General features: G+C 71.4%; 17 protein-coding genes and 1 pseudogene. 11 read left to right on the plus strand and 7 right to left on the minus strand.

Going from position 1 to position 19097, the window contains the following annotated elements:
- Positions 1-60 precede the first annotated feature (60 nt).
- The 5 genes from ABT245_RS26910 to ABT245_RS26930 all read left to right on the plus strand — a co-directional run bounded on the left by ABT245_RS26910 (position 61) and on the right by ABT245_RS26930 (position 5878).
- Positions 61-462: a RidA family protein gene (locus ABT245_RS26910; RefSeq protein ID WP_351737850.1), complete on the plus strand. Its 402-nt coding sequence runs from the start codon at positions 61-63 to the stop codon at positions 460-462.
- Between the two features lie 22 nt (positions 463-484).
- Entirely contained in the window at positions 485-1645 is a 1161-nt protein-coding gene (gene alr, locus ABT245_RS26915; protein ID WP_351737852.1) for an alanine racemase, read from the plus strand.
- Between the two features lie 169 nt (positions 1646-1814).
- On the plus strand, positions 1815-3650 hold the full coding sequence (locus ABT245_RS26920; RefSeq protein ID WP_351737855.1) for a CocE/NonD family hydrolase: 1836 nt from the start codon (positions 1815-1817) through the stop codon (positions 3648-3650).
- Positions 3651-3884: 234 nt separating this feature from the next.
- Positions 3885-4544, plus strand: a complete 660-nt coding sequence (locus ABT245_RS26925; protein WP_502982199.1) for a DeoR/GlpR family DNA-binding transcription regulator — start codon at positions 3885-3887, stop codon at positions 4542-4544.
- Positions 4541-5878: a 6-phospho-beta-glucosidase gene (locus ABT245_RS26930; RefSeq protein WP_351737860.1), complete on the plus strand. Its 1338-nt coding sequence runs from the start codon at positions 4541-4543 to the stop codon at positions 5876-5878. The genes ABT245_RS26925 and ABT245_RS26930 overlap by 4 nt, the downstream gene beginning before the upstream one ends.
- 211 nt (positions 5879-6089) lie before the next feature.
- Here the strand turns inward: ABT245_RS26930 and ABT245_RS26935 are convergent, their stop codons facing one another.
- The 4 genes from ABT245_RS26935 to ABT245_RS26950 form a co-directional block, all read right to left on the minus strand.
- Positions 6090-7193, minus strand: a complete 1104-nt coding sequence (locus ABT245_RS26935) for an ATP-grasp domain-containing protein (RefSeq protein WP_351737863.1) — start codon at positions 7191-7193, stop codon at positions 6090-6092.
- A 311-nt stretch (positions 7194-7504) separates the two neighbouring features.
- Complete coding sequence (locus tag ABT245_RS26940) at positions 7505-7732, minus strand: hypothetical protein (protein ID WP_351737865.1); 228 nt, start codon at positions 7730-7732, stop codon at positions 7505-7507.
- Positions 7733-7917: 185 nt separating this feature from the next.
- A complete protein-coding gene (locus ABT245_RS26945) occupies positions 7918-8472 on the minus strand; it encodes a toxin-antitoxin system, toxin component (RefSeq protein ID WP_351737994.1) in 555 nt (184 codons plus the stop codon).
- A 32-nt stretch (positions 8473-8504) separates the two neighbouring features.
- Positions 8505-9161, minus strand: coding sequence for a helix-turn-helix domain-containing protein (locus ABT245_RS26950; RefSeq protein WP_351737868.1), 657 nt, complete (start codon positions 9159-9161; stop codon positions 8505-8507).
- A 232-nt stretch (positions 9162-9393) separates the two neighbouring features.
- Between ABT245_RS26950 and ABT245_RS26955 the strand changes: the two genes are divergently transcribed.
- Positions 9394-10065, plus strand: coding sequence for an MmyB family transcriptional regulator (locus ABT245_RS26955; RefSeq protein WP_351737870.1), 672 nt, complete (start codon positions 9394-9396; stop codon positions 10063-10065).
- A 113-nt stretch (positions 10066-10178) separates the two neighbouring features.
- On the opposite strand, the gene ABT245_RS26960 is transcribed toward ABT245_RS26955, so the two are convergent.
- Positions 10179-10592, minus strand: coding sequence for a PDC sensor domain-containing protein (locus ABT245_RS26960; RefSeq protein WP_502982200.1), 414 nt, complete (start codon positions 10590-10592; stop codon positions 10179-10181).
- A gap of 210 nt (positions 10593-10802) precedes the next feature.
- Here ABT245_RS26960 and ABT245_RS26965 point away from each other — a divergent pair, with 210 nt between their 5' ends.
- The 5 genes and pseudogenes from ABT245_RS26965 (at position 10803) to ABT245_RS26985 (ending at position 17254) form a co-directional block, all read left to right on the plus strand.
- Positions 10803-11801, plus strand: a complete 999-nt coding sequence (locus tag ABT245_RS26965; RefSeq protein WP_351737873.1) for a LacI family DNA-binding transcriptional regulator — start codon at positions 10803-10805, stop codon at positions 11799-11801.
- A 250-nt stretch (positions 11802-12051) separates the two neighbouring features.
- Positions 12052-12153: pseudogene (locus ABT245_RS46185) on the plus strand (carbohydrate ABC transporter permease); the annotation flags it as partial.
- Positions 12154-12183: 30 nt separating this feature from the next.
- Positions 12184-13791 (plus strand): glycoside hydrolase family 13 protein, encoded by a 1608-nt coding sequence (locus ABT245_RS26975; RefSeq protein WP_351737876.1) that lies wholly within the window; start codon positions 12184-12186, stop codon positions 13789-13791.
- A 511-nt stretch (positions 13792-14302) separates the two neighbouring features.
- Positions 14303-16354, plus strand: a complete 2052-nt coding sequence (locus ABT245_RS26980) for a phosphocholine-specific phospholipase C (RefSeq protein WP_351737879.1) — start codon at positions 14303-14305, stop codon at positions 16352-16354.
- Positions 16355-16420: 66 nt separating this feature from the next.
- Positions 16421-17254, plus strand: a complete 834-nt coding sequence (locus ABT245_RS26985) for an LURP-one-related family protein (protein ID WP_351737882.1) — start codon at positions 16421-16423, stop codon at positions 17252-17254.
- Here ABT245_RS26985 and ABT245_RS26990 read toward each other — a convergent pair.
- Complete coding sequence (locus tag ABT245_RS26990; RefSeq protein ID WP_351737884.1) at positions 17237-18202, minus strand: DMT family protein; 966 nt, start codon at positions 18200-18202, stop codon at positions 17237-17239. The two genes, ABT245_RS26985 and ABT245_RS26990, sit on opposite strands and share 18 nt — an antisense overlap.
- On the minus strand, positions 18199-18993 hold the full coding sequence (locus ABT245_RS26995) for a phosphatase PAP2 family protein (RefSeq protein WP_351737886.1): 795 nt from the start codon (positions 18991-18993) through the stop codon (positions 18199-18201). Before ABT245_RS26995 ends, ABT245_RS26990 begins: the two co-directional genes overlap by 4 nt.
- Between the last annotated feature and the right edge of the window lie 104 nt (positions 18994-19097).

The raw sequence follows: 19097 nt of genomic DNA on the forward strand, positions 1-19097 counted from the left end.
GTCAACGGACCGGCAGGCCAGGGCATAGGGCCCAAGCCGATACGAAAGGGCAATTGAACGATGACGGCTGAACCCGGGCTCGTGCGCGAGCTCATCCAACTGGACTCCACCCCCCAGAACGCCCCCTACTCGGCCGGGGTCGCACTCGGCGAGTTGGTCTGGACGAGCGGTGCCCTGCCGATCGAGTCCGACGGCAGTGTGGCGGACGACTTCGCAACCCAGGTCCGCGCTGCATTGCGCAATCTCGAAACGTATCTCGAAGCGGCGGGCGCCGACTGGTCGACGGTGGTGAAGGTCAACGGCTACGTCGCGGACATCGATCAGCTGCCGACGCTCAACGAGGTCTACACCGAAGTGGTGTGCCGCGACGGTGCACCGGCGCGAACGACCGTCGAAGTGAGCAGGTTCCGTGGCGCGGTCAAGGTCGAGTTCGACGCTGTCGCCCATCGCCGACAGCGATGAGACGGAACAGGCACTGACGTCGATGAGAACCCGGCGGAAGACCCTCCACAGCACGCCGCAGACCGATGAGCGGCCTCCTCGCGCCGAGGCCGTCATCGACTTGGCCGCAATCCGGCACAACGTCGCCCTGCTCTCCGCGCTCGCCAGGAGAAACGGGGCAGCCACCATGGCCGTCGTGAAGGCGGACGCGTACGGTCACGGGCTGCTGCCGGTGGCGGAGGCAGCCTTGGCCGCAGGCGCCACCTGGCTGGGCACGTGCGATCTGGCCGGCGCCTTCGAACTGCGCGAACACGGGGTCTCCGCACGCCTGTTCAGCTGGCTGGAGACCTCCACCGCCGACATCGGCCGAGCGATAGCCGAAGACATCGACGTATCCGTCAGCTCACTCGACGAACTCGAGGTCATCGCGCGCGCCGCGCGCCGGTCGAATCTCACCGCGCGCATCCATCTGAAGGTCGACACCGGACTGTGGCGCAACGGATGCCCGCCCGAACAGTGGCCGCAGCTCACCAGAGCGGCCGCGGCGGAACCAGCGGTGCAGACCGTGGCCATCTGGTCCCACCTGGCCTGCGCTGACGAGACCGACCACCCGGTCACCCACCTCCAGGCCCGGCGGTTCGAAGAGGCGTACCAAGTGGCCCGTGCCGCCGGCCTCGACCCGAAACGGCACATCGCGAACTCGGCGGCAACCCTCACCCGGCCAGACCTCCACTTCGATGTCGTCCGGGTCGGCATCGCGGTCTACGGACTCGACCCGATCGTGCGCGGACACACCGCCGCCCTGCGGCCCGCAATGACATTCCGGTCGAGCGTCGTGCTGACCAAGACGATCCCACCGGGTGAATCCGTCTCCTACGGGAGCACATGGACCGCCGAGCGCGAGACCACCCTGGCCCTGGTCCCTGTGGGCTACGCGGACGGCGTACCGCGCGCGCTCTCGGGCCGTATGTCGGTGTGGCTCGACGGCGAGTTGAGGAACGTGGTCGGACGCGTGTGCATGGACCAGCTGGTCGTCGACTGCGGCGACGACCGTCCGCCGATCGGCAGCGAAGTTGTCCTCTTCGGCAGCGCGAAGGGAGTGCCTACCGCTCATGACTGGGCGGATGCGGCGGGCACCATCGACTACGAGATCGTCACCGGAATGTATCGTCCGCGCGTTCACCGCCGCTACGTCAACAGCTAGTCCAATCAGTGCCCCCATTCCCGGACATTGCAAACCGGAATGGAATTCCTCACGTCAACCGGCGTGGGCATTTACCACCGAATCAACGGCTCTGGAGCGCGACAAGTCCCCATCGGCACAGCAGGGGCTCCACCGTCACGGCAATCCCGTCTCAACCTAGGAGAACCGTATGAGCATCTCTCGCCGCTGGCTGCTTCGAGGCAGCGCGGTCGCCGCGTCCGGCACGCTCCTTGTGCCGAGGAATGTCGCCCACGCGGCAGACGCGCCAAACACAGCGACACCCACGCCAGACTCCATTTTCCGATTCGATCTCCGTGGCGAAGCTACGTTGCCGCATAAAGTCGGCCCTCTGGAATCGGTTTATGTGACGATGGGCGACGGCGTGAAGATCGCCTTGGATATCGTCCGCCCAGCGGGTGACGACGCCAACACCAAGCGCGGCACCATTCTGGTGATGACGCGCTACTGGCGCGGCAGAAAGGGTCAGCCGTCAAACTCGATGGCCGAACTGTTCGTTCCACACGGGTATGCCGTGGTGGTGGGAGACTGTCGCGGCACCGGCGCTTCATTCGGGGTGTCGCTCCATGAGCGTTCACTCGCTCAAGTAAAGGACTTCAGCGAAGTGCTGGACTGGATCGCCGCACAGCCCTGGTCCACGGGCAGCGTGGTCGGCTACGGCCATTCCTCCCCCGGCAACATGGCGGAATTCATGGCGGTGCACGGCAATCCGGCATTGAAAGGCATCATCCCGGAGTCTGACGACTACGACGGTTATGAAACCATCTTCCCCAACGGAGTGCCCAGCACCGTCACTTGGCCGGCCTGGAGCAAAGGAATCTACGACCAGGACCACAATATCGGCTCCCCGGGAGTTCGTCCCGTCGGAGCGGACGGCGAGGCGGACCTCGAGGCAGCCGTGCGTGAGCACACAGCAGCCCCTCTCTGGGAGGGTTTGAAGCAGATAACGTTCCGAGACGATCGGCCCACAACCTGGGCAGGAGCCTCCCTGCTTGAGGGGTACATCCAGGAATTCGCGGACAAGGCCTCTCGCTCCGGCACCCCAACCCAGTACTGGGCCGGCTGGTTCGATGCCGCCACGCCGGAAGGGGCGGCCCGCCGCTTCGTGCAGATGTCAAATCCGATGAGCGTGATCATCGGCCCGTGGCCCCATGGCTACGACAAGCCGTATGACCCCCTCCGTCCTGACAACGAGGCGATCCTTCCAACAGTGGCGACACAGAAGGCAAATGTCATGCACTTCGCGGACTTGTGCCTCAACGGCCAGGCCGCCCGTGAGCAAGGCAAGGTCCTCCATTACTACACTCTCGGGGAGGGCGCGTGGAAATGGACCCGCTCGTGGCCGCCTCCGGCCATCCGCCGCCGCTGGTACATGGCAAGCGGCTTCCGCCTGACTTCCTCGCCTGGCAAGACGGGCTTCGACTCGTTCCAGGTCGACCCCGAACTGGGGGATGTCCCCGCCGACCGATGGACCAGCACCAGCAGTACAAAAGTGAACTATGGAGATCGGCGACAGTTCGACGCCGCTCGGCTTGCGTACACCAGCGAGCCGCTGACGCGTGACCTTGAGATCACCGGACATCCCGTCGTCCACCTGAACATCACCTCCACCCGCGAGGACGGAAACTTCTTCGTGTACCTCGAAGCCGTGAGGCCGGACGGAGTGTCCTGTTATCTCACCGAAGGCCAGCTGCGCGCCCTGCACCGGAAGGTGTGGGCCGACTCCCCCTTCGACGCGCTGGGACCTCAGCACAGTTGTTTGGAACGCGACGCCGAACCACTCACTCCGGGCAAGCCCGCCACCTTGGATTTCGCCTTGCAGCCCATCTCCGCTCGGCTCCCGAAGGGGTACCGCCTGAGGGTATGTCTCGCCGGGAGCAACAAGACCAGGTTCGCCCATGTGCCCGCCGACGGCGCGCCGCCTCTCCTCAACTTTCGTCGTGGCCTCGCCGGTTGCTATATCGACCTGCCCGTTGTTCGGGCCTGAACTCCGAACGCCGAGGGGGCGGAGGAAGAGCTGAGAGGCGTGGCGTGACACATGACGAGCGGAGTGCACCTCTGACAGAGCGTGTGCTTGTCTGCCTTCCAGCCACGTAGTCCCGTCCCGGGGCGCGCCGCGGCACGACGCCCCGGGACGCCGGGGAAGGCCGGGCCGGGCGGGGCCACGCGCAGGGCGACGTGCTCGATGTCCGAGCAGCACTGCGCGTGGAAACGATTGAAGATGACGAGTACTGTGCGCGTCGTGCCGGCAGAACGACGACGTCAACGCGGCCTGCGGGCCCTGCGCTCCGGCGGTCCCGCGGCCGTGACCGATCTGTCCGAGCAGCTGGGCGTGAGCCCCGCCACCATCCGGCGCGACCTGCTCAAACCGGACGAGGACGGCCTGCTCACCCGGGTGCACGGCGGCGCCGTCGCCGAGGCGGGCGAGAAGCCCTTCGCCGAGGTCGCCGAGGTGCGCCTGCCCGCCAAGGACGCCATGGCCGAGCGCGCCGCGGCGCTCGTCCGGGACGGCCGGTCGGTGCTGCTCGGCGGCATGGCGCGCCGCGAGTACCGCTCCCTGGTCGGCATCCTCACCGAGGACAACCTGCGCCGACTGCACGCCGGCCGGCTCTTCCTCGGGACCAGCGGAATCCGGCCGGGCGGCCAGGTGATGGACACGACGCTGGTCGAGGTGCCGGTCAAGCGGGCCATGATCGGGGCGGGTGACAAGATCGTGCTGCTCGCCGACGCGGCGAAGTTCCCCGGCACGGGAACGGCGAAGGTCTGCGGCGCGGAGGACCTGGACCTGGTGGTGACCGACGCGCCGGTGGACACGGTGACCCGCTCCGCGTTGCAGGATGCCGGGGTCGAGGTGCTGATGGCGAAAGAGGTGACGGTGTGAGACTCACGATTCTCGGCGGCGGAGGATTCCGGGTGCCGCTCGTGTACGGGGCGCTGCTGACGGACCGCGCACCGGGCCGGGTCACCCGTGTCGTACTGCACGACCTGGACGCCGCACGGTTGTCCGCGGTGACCCGGGTGCTCGCCGAACAGGCCGCCGGGGTGCCCGGCGCACCCGAGGTGAGCGCCACCACCGACCTCGACGAGGCGCTGCGCGGCGCCGACTTCGTCTTCTCCGCGATCCGCGTCGGCGGCCTCGCGGGCCGGGCGGACGACGAGCGGGTGGCCCTCGCCGAGGGCGTCCTCGGCCAGGAGACGGTCGGCGCGGGCGGCATCGCCTACGGCCTGCGCACCGTCCCCGTCGCCGTGGACATCGCGCGCCGGGTGGCCCGGCTGGCCCCGGACGCCTGGGTCATCAACTTCACCAACCCGGCCGGCCTGGTCACCGAGGCGATGTCCCGCCACCTCGGCGACCGCGTCATCGGCATCTGCGACTCACCGGTCGGCCTCGGCCGGCGCATCGCCCGTGTGCTCGGCGCCGACCCGCGGCAGGCGTGGATCGACTACGTCGGCCTCAATCACCTCGGCTGGGTGCGCGGCCTGCGCGTCGCCGGACGCGACGAACTCCCGCGCCTGCTCGCCGACCCCCGGCTGCTCGGCTCGTTCGAGGAGGGCAAGCTGTTCGGCGCCGACTGGCTCAGGTCGCTGGGCGCGATCCCCAACGAGTACCTGCACTACTACTACTTCAACCGGGAGACCGTCCGCGCCTACCAGGAGGCCCGGCAGACCCGCGGCGCCTTCCTCCGCGACCAGCAGGCCCGCTTCTACGCACGGGCGAAGGACCCGGCCACCGCGGCCCTCGCGGCCTGGGAACACACCCGGGCCGAGCGCGAGGCGACGTACATGGCCGAGAACCGGGAGACGGCGGGCGCGGGCGAGCGCGACGCCGACGATCTGTCCGGCGGGTACGAGAAGGTGGCCCTCGCCCTGATGCGGGCCATCGCCCGGGACGAACGCACCACCCTGATCCTCAACGTCCGCAACCGCGCCACCCTGTCCGTGCTGGACGCCGAGGCCGTCATCGAGGTGCCCTGCCTGGTCGACGCGAACGGCGCCCACCCGGTCGCCGTCGACCCGCTGCCCACGCACGCCACCGGCCTGGTCTGCGCCGTCAAGGCGGTCGAGCGCGAAGTACTGTCCGCCGCCGAGTCCGGCTCCCGGGCGCGGGCCGTGACGGCGTTCGCGCTGCATCCGCTGGTCGACTCGGTCAACGTGGCCCGCAGGCTGGTGGAGGGATACACCGAGGTCCATCCCGGCCTGGCCTACCTCAAGTAAGCGCCGTCCGGCCCCGCTCTCCGGAGACTTCCCATCTCCGGAGACTTCCCACAACCACCCACTACGCCCCGCACCCCACCAGGATCGGGCGGGCCCCGTCAGGGGGCGCGGGGAACTGCGCGAGCAACCACAACCCAGCCGCACCCGCCGGACCCCGCTGACACCCCCACCGCCGGAGCGCTACCGCCCCGCCCCGCAGGGAACCGCGTGCTCAGCCCAGCGGCAGTGCCACGGCCGCGGAAACCGCCGGAGGCAACGGCTCGGTCTCCTCAGGCCGTTGCCGGTCGACCGGAACGGCCCGCACCGGACGCGGCCCCGACATAACCGTGTAGTCCTGCCCGAGGAACGGCGGCACGATCTGGCCGGGATCCTCCCCGAGCGCCAACTGCACCGCCGCCCAAGGGGCGTTGATGCCGCACAGGGACAGCTGGTACAGGCCGCCCGCGGGCCGGGTGTTGACGTCGAGCAGCACCGGCCGGTCGCCGTACATCCGGAACTGGATGTTGGACAGATGGTGCAGCCCGAAGCCCTCGGCGATCAGCCGGGCCGGCTCAAGCCACTGCTCCTGGAGCGTGAACCCGCGACGGCGGCCGTTCTTGGTGCGGCCGACGGCCAGCCGGACCCGGTTGTCCGGCCCGGTCAGGCAGTCCACGGACACCTCCGGCTGCTCCAGGCGCGGCATCACCAGCCAGTCCACCGGCTGGTCGGCCCGGCGGAGCGCCGAGACGACCAGGTCCAACTGGATGTAGGGCCCGGGGAACCCGCCGAGGTGCAGCAGCGAGAAGGGGCTGCGGGTGATCACACGGAAGCCCACCCCGCCGGCGCCGGCGGCCGGTTTGAAGCAGGCCGTGTGCCCGCCCGCCTCCAACTCCTCGACGGCGGCGATGAGTTCGTCGGCCGTCCGGACCCGCTGGAACGGGGGCACCGGCACCCCCACCGAGCGGACCGCCTCGTAGGCGGTCGCCTTGTCCTCGAAGACGGCGATCGCCTGCGGGGTCGGCGCCAGCAGCGCCGTACCGGCCGCCTCGAACTCGGCGCGGTGCGCCACGATCGCCGCCTGGTGCAGCCGGGGCACGAACACGTCGATGCCGCGCCGGGCGCACTGGTCCAGCGCGTACTCGACGTACCCGGCCGGGGACAGGCCCTCGGGTTCCAGGTCGGCGGTGTCGGCGGCGGCGAGCACGGGGGAGTCGGCGTCCCCGTGCGTGGCATGGATCTCGACCGCGCGGTCGCTCGGATTTCTGCGCAGCTGATCCACGAAGAACACGTTCTCCGCGTACGTGCGGTTGAGCCAGACGCGTACGCGAGAGAGCATGCAGGCCGCCTTTCGGGGTTTTCGGGCAGGGCGCAGCGGCCCGTGCCCGGGCAAGGTGGTGGGAGGGACACCGAACCGCCCGTGCCGAGGGAGATCGGGACGGTGATGTTGGGGCGATCATACGGCTTTCCGGAGGCCCGTCTGCAACGCGCGTGTTACGGATTCCCCCATGCCGGGTGTCGGTTCTTGCACAACCCGCAACCCGCAACCCGCCGTCCGGACGCCCGCCGTCGACGCCGGTCCGGACGGCGGGCGGTGTCACCGAGACGCCCGGCGGGCCGCGACCCGCGCGGCGCGGGCGCCGCCGCTCCTCAGGGCCGCGGGCACCAGGTGTGCAGCAGCCGGAAGAACGCCTCCTCGTTGCCGGCGAGCCCCGCGTCCGTCATCGCCTGTTCCGCCTCGGCGAGCACATGGGGTGGGACCAGGAACGGCAGGCCGCCGTCCGGTGGGCCGTCGAAGGCCGCGCGCACCGTATGGAGCAGCCGGAGATAGGCCTGTACGGCGGTGCGCTCGCGGTCGGTCAGTACGGCGGTGGGCATCGGTCGGCTCTCCCCGGGTCGGCTCTGCGGTCCCGCGCCAGGACGGCGCGTACGCCGCGCGTGGCGGCGGCGCCCCTCCAGCTTGCCGTCCACCACTGACAACGCCGTCCGGCCACACCCGTTGTCGCCCGCTCGGCCGAGCCGGAACCTCGGTGGGACCCGCCGCGGGCCGTGCGGCGGTGGGGTCAGCCCTGCGGGCCGCGGTAGCCCAGGGACGCCTCGATCCGGCCCGCCAGGTGGTCGCGTTGCACGGGGCCGCGCAGCGCCGAACCCGTCAGCCACGTACGGCACTTGCTGGCGAGGAGCAGGCCGAAGGTCTCGGCCTCGCGCTCGTCGTGGAGGTCGAAACGGGTGCGTGCGGCGACCCGGTGCACCGCCGCCTGGAGGGCGGCCCGGCCGGCGTCGCCGAGGCTGTCGCCGTCGCCGAGCAGCCGTGCGGTCACGGCCGCGCCGCCGACCACGTGGCCGCGGTGTCCGGCCTGCATGTGCCACAGCTCATGGCCGAGGATCACCAACTGGTGGCCGGGCGCGGTGCGTTCCTCGATCACGATGAGGTCCTGGTCCGTCATGTCCAGCCACAGCCCGCTGGCCGTCCCGGCCGGGAAGACGGCCGTACGGAAGTGGACGGGGCGGCCGCGGCGGCGGCTCATCGCATCGCACAGCGCGGTGTAAAGGTCCTGCGGACGGGCAGGCGCGGGCAGTGTCAGTTCTCCGATCAGCGCCCCGCACAGCCGCCGCATGTCCTTGCCGATGCCCACGTTCCTCCCCCGGCTCACGACTCGGGCCGCTTGACGCTCTCCAGGAGCATGTCCAGCCACTCGGCGACCTTGTCCCGGTGCTGGTCGGTGGGCAGCTGCGCGGCGCGCCAGGCGATGCCCCGCACGCCGTGGTCCTGCAGCAGCCGTTCCAGCGGGTCCGCGGCGGCCTCGGCCGCCTGCCGCTCGCGGTCGGCGAGCTTTTGCAGCAGTTCCTGCTCGGCGCGCTGGAGGGCGCCCGCGACGGCCTCGGGGTCCTCCGCGGTGAGGAATCCGGCGTGCACGCGGAAGAAGCGCTGGAGGGCGTCGCAGTGCTCCATGGTGGGCCGGCGGTCGCCGTTGATGAGGGCGCCGGCCTGCTGCCGGGACATGCCCGCGCCGTCGGCGATCTCCTGCTGGGTGTACTTGCGTCCGTTGGGTTTGAGCCGGGTGCGGCGCAACAGGTCCAGGCGTTGCAGGAAGCGGGCCTGCACATCGGGTTCGCCCGCGCACCGGCCGCTCAGCAGGGCCCTGACGACGGGCTCGGGGACGCCGCAGGCGACGGAGAGCCGCCCGACGTCGAAGACTTCGGGGTGCGGCACGCCGAGCCGGTCGGCGAGCGCGGTGACGCGGGCGACGACGGCCGGCAGCTGGGCGGTCGCCGCGGCGCCCGGATCCTCGTAGCCATCCGTCACCGACAGAACTCCTACGTCTCTCAAGGGATTCAGTGCCCTGTCACCAGAGATTGCCGTGAACTTCCCGGAGGGTAGCCCGTGCCTCGAACCCACATCCAGGTCTCGCCACAACTGTGGCCAATTTCAGCCGTCAATGGCCCCGAAATGCCACGATAGTTGACATGGCTGTCGTCGGGGCAGCAGGATCACATCGCCGCGTGAAGGCCGCATAGGCAAGAGGGGTGACCTCCCGATGGCATATCAGGCAGGTGGGAAGCGGCCGACGCCGCGGCCGGTCCCCGAGAGCCGCGAGGCCCAGGCGTACCTCCAGGACTACGCCACACTCCTCGAATCGGTCCCGTTCCCGTCCCTCGTCGTGGACCGCCGCTGGGACGTGGTCCTCACCAACGGCGCATTCGAGACGCTTTTCCGCGGGATCGGCCCGCATCCCACGGCCATGCCCGGTGACAACTTCCTCCGCTTCGTCCTGTTCCACCCCGACGCGGGCACGGTCCTCAGGGAGCACGAGTCGAGCTGGGGCCTGCCGATGCTGGCCCAGTTCAAGTGCGCCCTGGAGCGGTACGCCCATGACCACGGACTCCAGGCGATCCGCCGGGAGATCGCCCAGGACCCGATCATGGAGGCGGCCTTCCGGCAGGGCCTGCCGCACTGGATCCGCGCGGTCGGCGAGGGGGCCGCCGAGCACGACGGCGCGATCCGCCCGCTGCTGCACCCGGACCCGCGCTGGGGCGCCACCGACTGCCGGATCGTGAACGACACCCCGAAGACCCTCCGGGAACTGGGCTACACCCGTCTCACGCTCGTGCTGCGCGACTCCCGCCGCCCGGCGGTCACCGCGCGCCGCCCGCGCCGCGCCCCCCGCACGGCCACCCATCTGACCGTCGTACCCACCCCGGAGCCCTGACCCGGCACCGCCGGCGTTCAGGTCGCCGACGGCGCCGGGCGGGTCTACCAGGCGCCGGCCCAACCCACCCTCACGCCGTCCGGCGGCTCAACCCATCCTCACGCCGTCCGCCGTCACGGCCGGCACCAGTGGCACGTCACGGCAGGGCACCAGCCGTGTCGCGACGTACCGCTCGGCCCGCGCCCGCTCCAGGGCGGCCGCGAAGTCGAGCCCCCTGATGAGGGGTCCGCCCAGATGGGCCGGGTCCGCGGAGGCCGGCGCAGCAGGGGGAGCGCGGCGGCCTCGACGTCGCGCGGGCACACGTCGGCCGCGGCCACGCCCGCCAACCGGTCGGCCACCGGCGCGGACAGGGTGAGGACGTACTCGTCGGAGCAGAGGTGGTCGACGTACGGCCCGACCACGGCCCACAGCCCGGTGTCCCGGGGCAGCGCGAACCAGTACCCGTGTGTGTGGTCCGTGTACGCCGACCGCTCCGGGTCGAGCAACAACGCGAGCGGCCGTACCTCCCCCTCGGTGGTCGTCTGCACCACTCCAGCCAGGCGGGTACGTCGTCCGGCAGGCCGGGCGCGGCGATGAAGCCGACACCGGAGACCAACTCCTTTCCGGCAACCCGCAGTTGTAGTCCCGGCCGGAGCGCGGCCTGCTCGGCGGCCGCGCTGCACACCCGCGGCGGGGCGGGGCGTTCGCGTGGGACTCCTATGAAAGCGGCTTGCGTGACTTGCGTTAGCCTTGCGGGCATGGCGCGACGACTTGCGGAAGTGGCCAAGAAGGTCGGGGTCAGCGAGGCCACGGTCAGCCGGGTGCTCAACGGCAAGCCCGGAGTCTCCGAGGCCACCCGGCAGGCGGTGCTGTCCGCCCTCGACGTCCTCGGCTACGAGCGGCCCACCCAGCTGCGCGGTGAACGGGCCCGGCTCGTCGGCCTCGTCCTGCCCGAGCTGCAGAACCCCATCTTCCCGGCGTTCGCCGAGACCATCGGGGGCGCGCTGGCCCAGCTCGGGCTCACCCCGGTGCTGTGCACCCAGACCAAGGGCGGGGTCTCCGAGGCGGACTACGTCGACCTGCTGCTGCAACAGCAGGTCTCCGGCGTCGTGTTCGCCGGCGGCCTGTACGCTCAGGCGGACGCGCCGCACGACCACTACCGGCGGCTCGCCGACCGCAACATCCCGGTGGTGCTCGTCAACGGGGCCATCGACGACCTCGGTTTCCCCGGCGTGTCGTGCGACGACGCGGTCGCCGTGGAGCAGGCCTGGCGGCACCTGGCCTCCCTCGGGCACGAGCGGATCGGCCTGGTGCTCGGGCCGGGCGACCACGTTCCGTCGGCGCGCAAGCTAGCGGCCGTCCGCGCCCTCGTGGGCGAACTGCCCGACGCACACGTGGCCCGGGCGATCTTCTCCATCGAGGGCGGTCACGCGGCCGGGGCCAAGCTGATCGACCGCGGGGTCACCGGCTTCATCTGCGCCAGCGACCCGCTCGCGCTGGGTGTCGTACGGGCCGCACGGCGCAAGGGGCTCGACGTGCCCAGGCAGGTCTCCGTCGTGGGCTACGACGACTCCGCGCTGATGAACTGCACGGAACCGCCGCTCACCACGGTCCGCCAGCCCATCGAGTCGATGGGCCGGGCCGCGGTCGAATTGCTCAACGCGCAGATCGGCGGCACCTCCGTACCGGCCGACGAGCTGCTGTTCGAACCGGAACTGGTGGTCCGCGGCTCCACCGCGCAAGCACCGCGTGCCTGAGATCCAACAGATCCTGTCGTGCTGTCGAGTAATTACAGATTCTGCGCAATCTCTTGCGAAGATCTGTCACCGGTGATTGAGTGTGCGGCGGCCACAACTCCTGTCCAGAGGGTCCACCGATGTCAAGCACCGGCTTCCGCCGCGCCTGCCCCGCTACGGTCGCCGATCTGCCGCTGATCCACACGAGCCTGCTCAACGACCCCCTCGCGATCCGGCTGCCGGTCCTCGCGTGGCCTCGATCTGCGCGCCGGTCGCCGCCATGGTGATCGCCGGCATTCCCACGGTCGCCCTGTTCCTCGTCTTCCAGCGGCACATCACCGCCGGGATCAGCGCCGGCAGCACCAACGGCTGACACGGCCCCCTCGACAGAAAGGCACGTACTGTGGGACAGCCCGCCCAGGCCCGCGAACAGACCGACTGGTGGCGCTCCGCCGTCATCTACCAGGTCTATGTGCGCAGTTTCGCCGACGGCGACGGGGACGGCACCGGGGACCTCGCGGGAGTCCGCGCGAAGCTCCCCTATCTCGCCGAACTCGGCGTGGACGCACTGTGGTTCAACCCGTGGTACCTGTCGCCGTTGAAGGACGGCGGCTACGACGTCGCCGACTACCGTGCCATCGACCCGGCCTTCGGGACCCTCGCGGAGGCGGAGAAGCTGATCGCGGAGGCCCGGGAACTGGGCATCCGCACCATCGTCGACGTCGTACCGAACCACGTATCCGACCAGCATCCCTGGTTCCTTGCCGCGCGCGCCGCGCCACCGGGCAGCCCCGAGCGCGAACTGTTCCACTTCCGGCCCGGGCGCGGCGAAGACGGCGAACTGCCGCCCAACGACTGGCCGTCCCAGTTCGCCGGCTCCACCGGACCGGTGTGGACCCGGCTGCCCGACGGCGACTGGTACCTGCACCTGTTCACGCCCGAGCAGCCCGACCTCAACTGGGCCCACCCGGCGGTCCGTCAGGAACACGAGGACATCCTGCGGTTCTGGTTCGAGCGGGGCGTCGCGGGTGTCCGCATCGACTCGGCGGCCCTGCTCGCCAAGGACCCCGCGCTGCCCGACCTCACCGAGGGGCAGGACCCGCACCCGTTCGTCGACCGCGACGAACTCCATGACATCTACCGCTCCTGGCGGTCCGTCGCCGACGCCTACGACGGCGTCTTCGTCGGCGAGGTGTGGCTGCCCGACCCCGAGCGCTTCGCCCGCTACCTGCGGCCCGACGAACTCCACACCGCCTTCAACTTCTCCTTCCTGGCCTGCCCCTGGGACGCCGGGCGGCTGCGGGACTCGATCGACACGACGCTCGCCGAGCACGCCCCGGTGGGTGCCCCGGCCACCTGGGTGCTGTGCAACCACGACGTGACCCGCACCGTCACCCGTTACGGCCGTGCCGACACCGGCTTCGACTTCGCCGCCAAGGCGTTCGGCACCCCGACCGACCTCGCCCTGGGCACCCGGCGCGCCCGGGCCGCCGCGCTGCTGTCCCTGGCCCTGCCCGGCGCGGTCTACCTCTACCAGGGCGAGGAACTGGGCCTGCCCGAGGCGGACATACCGGTCGACCGCATCGACGACCCGATGTACTTCCGCTCCGGCGGCACCGCCCCGGGCCGCGACGGCTGCCGGGTGCCGCTGCCCTGGGCGGCCGAGGCGCCGTACGCGGGCTTCGGATCCCGGCAGGAGCCGTGGCTGCCGCAGCCGGCCGGCTGGGCCGGCCACGCCGCGGACCGGCAGCAGCGGGACCCCGCCTCGATGCTCGCCCTCTACCGTGCGTCGATCCGGCTGCGCGCCGCCTTCGGGCACGGCCCGCTGACCTGGCTGCCCGCCCCCGAGGGCGTCCTCGCCTTCACCCGCGCGCAGGGCGCCACCTGTGTGGTGAACCTCGCCGCGGCCCCCGCCGACCTGCCCGCGCACAGCGAACTCCTGCTCACCAGCGGCCCGTTGGACGAGGAGGGCCGACTGCCCCAGGACACGACGGCCTGGCTGCACACCTGAGCCACCGGTCGCACGGGCCGCGCACCAGCACCGTGCGGCCCGGCCCCAAACCGTCGCACACCCGGTCCGACCCCGCCCCGTCCGATCCGCCCCGACCCCCGGCTCCCGCAGCACCGCGATCCGCCGGGTCAGCCGCCCGGCGAGTACGGCCGCTCCGGCCCCGGACCCAGACGACACCGATGAGTGCGCTCGGCTCCCGGACCGCGGCGGCTCGCCGACCCGGGGCGTGACACCCACAGCGGCGGGGCAAGCCGGCTGCTGCCCGGCGCAAGCGCACCGCGGCCGGGCCGACGCCTCGTCGGCCCGGCCATGACGGCCCACAGGGGCGCTGGCTGGTCCGGGCTGTGGGCCGGTTGGAGGCGTCGGGGGACCGCTCTCGCCTGTACCGCCGACTTTCACGTCGACGCCATCACGCCCTTCCCTGACGTTCGCCGCTCTTGGAACACTCGCACCGCGCACCTTCCGTCACGCCCCTGACGTCCCGTGCGCCAGAGATGAGAGGTTCCTTCCCATGCCTGAAGTCAACCGGCGCAGATTCCTCCAACTCGCGGGCGCCACCTCGGCCTTCACCGCACTGTCCGGCAGCATCCAGCGGGCCGCCGCACTGCCCGCGAACCACCGCACGGGCTCGGTCGAGGACGTGGAGCACATCGTCGTCCTCATGCAGGAGAACCGCTCCTTCGACCACTACTTCGGCTCGCTCAGCGGCGTGCGCGGCTTCGGCGACCCGCGCCCGGTGGCGCGGCCCGACGGCAGGCCCGTCTGGTACCAGTCGGACGGCAAGAAGGACCTCCTGCCCTTCCATCCCGACGCCGACGACCTGGGACTCGCCTTCATCCAGGACCTGCCGCACGGCTGGAACGACACACAGGCCGCCCTCGCCCAGGGCAGGTACGACCAGTGGGTGCCGGCCAAGGGCACCACGACCATGGCGTACCTCACCCGGGACGACATCCCCTTCCACTACGCACTCGCGGACGCGTTCACCGTCTGCGACGCCTACCACTGCTCGTTCATCGGCTCGACCGACCCGAACCGCTACTACATGTGGACGGGCCACACGGGCAACGACGGCCGTGGCGGCGGCCCGGTCCTCGGCAACGACGAGGCGGGCTACTCCTGGACGACGTACCCCGAACGCCTGGAGCGGGCCGGGATCTCCTGGAAGATCTACCAGGACATCGGTGACGGCCTCGACGCGAAGGGCGGCTGGGGCTGGATAGAGGACGCCTACCGCGGCAACTACGGCGACAACTCGCTGCTGTACTTCAAGCAGTACCAGAACGCCGAGCCCGGCGACCCGCTGTACGACAAGGCCCGCACCGGCACCGACGCCCGTAAGGGCGAGGGCTTCTTCGACCGGCTGCGGGCGGACGTGGCGTCCGGCGGCCTGCCGCAGATCTCCTGGATCGTCGCCCCCGAGGCGTTCACCGAGCACCCCAACTGGCCCGCGAACTACGGCGCCTGGTACATCGCCCAGGTCCTCGACGCCCTCACCTCGAACCCCGAGGTGTGGTCGAAGACCGCCCTGTTCCTCACCTACGACGAGAACGACGGCTTCTTCGACCACCTGGTCCCGCCGTTCCCGCCGGCCTCCGCCGCGCAGGGCAAGTCGACCGTCGACGCCGGCCTCGACCTGTTCAAGGGCGACGGCGGCCATGTCGCCGGACCCTACGGGCTGGGCCAGCGGGTGCCGATGCTGGTCGTCTCCCCGTGGAGCAAGGGCGGCTTCGTCTGCTCCCAGACCCTGGACCACACCTCGATCATCCGGTTCATGGAGCGCCGCTTCGGCGTGCACGAGCCGAACATCTCGCCCTGGCGGCGCGCGGTCTGCGGCGACCTGACCGCCGCCTTCGACTTCTCCCGCAGGGACACCCGGCCGGTCGCCCTGCCCGCCACCGACGGCTATCTGCCGCCCGACCGCGACCGGCACCCCGACTATGTGCCGACCCCGCCCGCCGACCAGGCGCTGCCGCGACAGGAGCGCGGCCTGCGCCCCACCCGCCCGCTCGGCTACGCCCCCGTGGTGGACGGCTCGGCCGATCCGGCGGCCGGGAAGTTCACGCTTCGCTTCGCCTCCGGCGCGCGGGCCGGCGCCGCCTTCCTCGTCACCTCCGGCAACCGCACCGACGGACCCTGGACCTACACCACCGGGACGGGCACGTCCGTCGCCGACACCTGGAACTCGGCGTACTCTAAGGGCTCGTACGATCTGACCGTGCACGGCCCGAACGGCTTCCTGCGCGTGTTCAAGGGCCCCGGCAGGAGCGCGGGATGCGAGGTCACCGTGCGGCCCCTCGGTGACGACGTACAGCTCACCTTCACCAACAAGGGCTCCGGCACGGTGCGGCTGAAGGTCGCCGACGGGTACGGCGGCAAGCCGTGGACGGTGACGGTGCGGGCCGGGGCCACCGTCCGGCGCACCGTGGACCTCTCGGCGAGCCGGCGCTGGTACGACCTGACCGTGACGTCCGAGGCCGCCCCGGGCTTCCTGCGCGGGTTCGCCGGACATGTCGAGAACGGACGCCCCGGGGTCAGCGATCCGGCGATCGGCGCGAAGTGACGCCCGGATGACGGCCGCGACGGACGGACCGGCCGGGTACCGGTGGGATCGGGGTAGTGTGCCCCGGTGACCACGCAATCGAACACACCCGCGGGCTGGTACCCCGATCCGCACGGAGCGCCCCAGACGCTCCGTTACTGGGACGGCGCGCAATGGACCGACCACACCAATCCGGACCAGCGGGGCGTCCAGCAGGCGGTCGCCCCGCAGTCCTCGGTGCCGCAGCAGCCCGCCGCCGACCCGCGCGTCCAGCAGCAGGTGCAGCAGCAGGCCGGGGTCGCGGGCGGCGCCGCCGGCGGCGGGACGCTGTTCACCGAGCCGGTGCTGGTGGTGAACCAGAAGGCCAAGCTGATCGAGCTGACCAACGAGTACAAGGTCATGGACCAGCACGGCCGCGACCTCGGCGCCGTGGTCGAGGTCGGGCAGAGCGCCCTCAAGAAGGTCCTGCGCTTCGTCTCCAGTCTCGACCAGTTCATGACGCACCGGCTGGAGATCCGCGACCCCCACGGGCAGCCCCAGCTGGTGCTCACCCGGCCCGCGAAGGTCTTCAAGTCCCGGGTGGTCGTGACCCGCCCGGACGGCTCACCGGTCGGTGAGATCGTCCAGCAGAACATGATCGGGAAGATCAACTTCGCGATGACCGCGGACGGCCGGCAGGTCGGCGCGATCAAGGCGGAGAACTGGCGGGCCTGGAACTTCGCGATCGTCGACCACGCGGACAACGAGGTGGCCCGGATCACCAAGACCTGGGAAGGGCTCGCCAAGACGATGTTCACGACCGCGGACAACTACGTCCTGCAGATCCACTACCAGCTCCCCGAGCCCCTGCTGAGCCTTGTGGTGGCCACGGCCCTGACCGTCGACACCGCGCTCAAGCAGGACTCACGGGGCTTCGGCTGACCCTCCCGACAGGGGGGTGAGGTGTCCGGGATCCGGGCGACCGGCTGCGAGGGGCGGTTCGGCCGAGCCGGTCCGCGGCTCCAGAGCCAGCACCACGGCCACCGGGTGCGCCCCGGCCTGGGCGGCGACGGGCCGCGGCACCCGGGTCAGTACCACCACGCCCCAGGACGCCACCGCCGCCCCGGCCAGCGCCAGCAGCACACCGCCGACGCCGCCCCTGAGGCCCTGCCCGAGCAGGGCGAGGCCGATCACCGCGGCGGCCACCGGATTGGCCAGCGTCACCACGGCGAGCGGCGCGCCCAGGCCGTCCCGGTAGGCGGTCTGCGAGAGCAGCAGCCCGCCGGTGGCGAACGCGGCCACCAGCAGCGCCACCACGATCACCGGCGGGCTCAGCACCGGTCCCGTGCGGTCCGTCGCCGCCACCGTCACCGTCTGGGTGAGCGCCGAGGCCACGCCCGAGGCGACGCCGGAGGCCGTCGCGTGCCGCAGGCCCGGCCGGGCGCCGGGCCTGGCCAGCACGCCGACCAGGGCGGCCGTCGAACCGGTCACCGCCAGCGCCTCGGTCAGGGACAGCACCCGGTGCGGCGCCGGTCCGGACGCCGTGACCAGCAGCGCCGCGAGTCCGAGCAGCGTCAGGGCGGTGCCCCGCCACTCGGCGGCGCCGACCCGCCGCCCCGCCAGCCGGGCCCCCATCGGCACCGCGGCCACCAGGGTGAGCGCGCCGAGCGGCTGCACGACGGTCAGCGGACCGTATGTGAGGGCCGCCACGTGCAGCGCCGCGGCGCCCCCGTTCAGCCCGACCGACATCCACCACGCGCCGGTGCCCAGCAGCCGCAGCAGGCCGGCACCGGAGCCGCGGGCGGCCAGCCGTTCCTGCGCGACCGCGGCGGCCGCGTACGCGACGGCGGAGACCAGGGAGAGGGCGACGGCGACCAGGGCGGAACTCATCGGTCCGCTCCCGCCAGGACCCGCTCCTTCGGCACGGAGCGCCGGATGACGCGGCCCGCCGTCCCGGTGCCGCGCCGTGGGCGAGGGATCACGGCGAGGGCGAGGCCGAGCATGGCCGCGGCGACGATCGCGTCCAGCCAGTAGTGGTTGGCCGTCGCGACGATCACGAAGAGGGTGATCAGCGGGTGCAGCAGCCACAGCCGACGCCAGGGCGAGCGGGTCGCCGCGATCAGCCCGATCGCCACCATCAGGGCCCAGCCGAAGTGCAGCGACGGCATCGCCGCGAACTGGTTGGACAGGTGGTCGCTCGACGGCGGGCCGTACACCGACGGTCCGTAGAGGCGGGCGGTGTCCACCAGGCCGGTTGCGGCCAGCATGCGCGGCGGGGCGAGCGGGAACGTGAAGGGCAGCACCAGGGCGGCGGCGGTGACCGCGGCGAGCACCCGGCGGGCCCAGAGGTAGTGCGCCGGACGCCGCAGATACAGCCAGACCAGGAAGGCCAGCGTGGCCGGGAAGTGGACCGTCGCGTAATAGGCGTTCGCCAGGTGGACGAGCGGGGCGCCGTGCAGCAGTGCGGACTGCACGGCGCCCTCGCCGGGCAGGCGCAGTGTCCGTTCCAGGTCCCAGACGCGGTGGGCGTTGTGGAAGGCCTCGCCCGTGTGGCCCGTGGCCAGTCGCCGGCCGACCTTGTACACGAGGAAGAGCCCCGCGACGAGCAGGAACTCACGGACGAGCGGGGGCCGGGCTATGGAGTCCGGCTCCGCTTCTGCAGGCTCGGTTCGGGCATTCATCCCCCGGCCCTTTCGCTGACGGTCGTGCGTGTGGCGGTGCGAAGCCCCGGACCCCCGGCCAGGACTCATCGATACGTACGCGTACCGAAACGACAGTGTACCGA

This window comes from Streptomyces sp. NPDC001508, assembly GCF_040298665.1.
GTDB lineage: Bacteria > Actinomycetota > Actinomycetes > Streptomycetales > Streptomycetaceae > Streptomyces.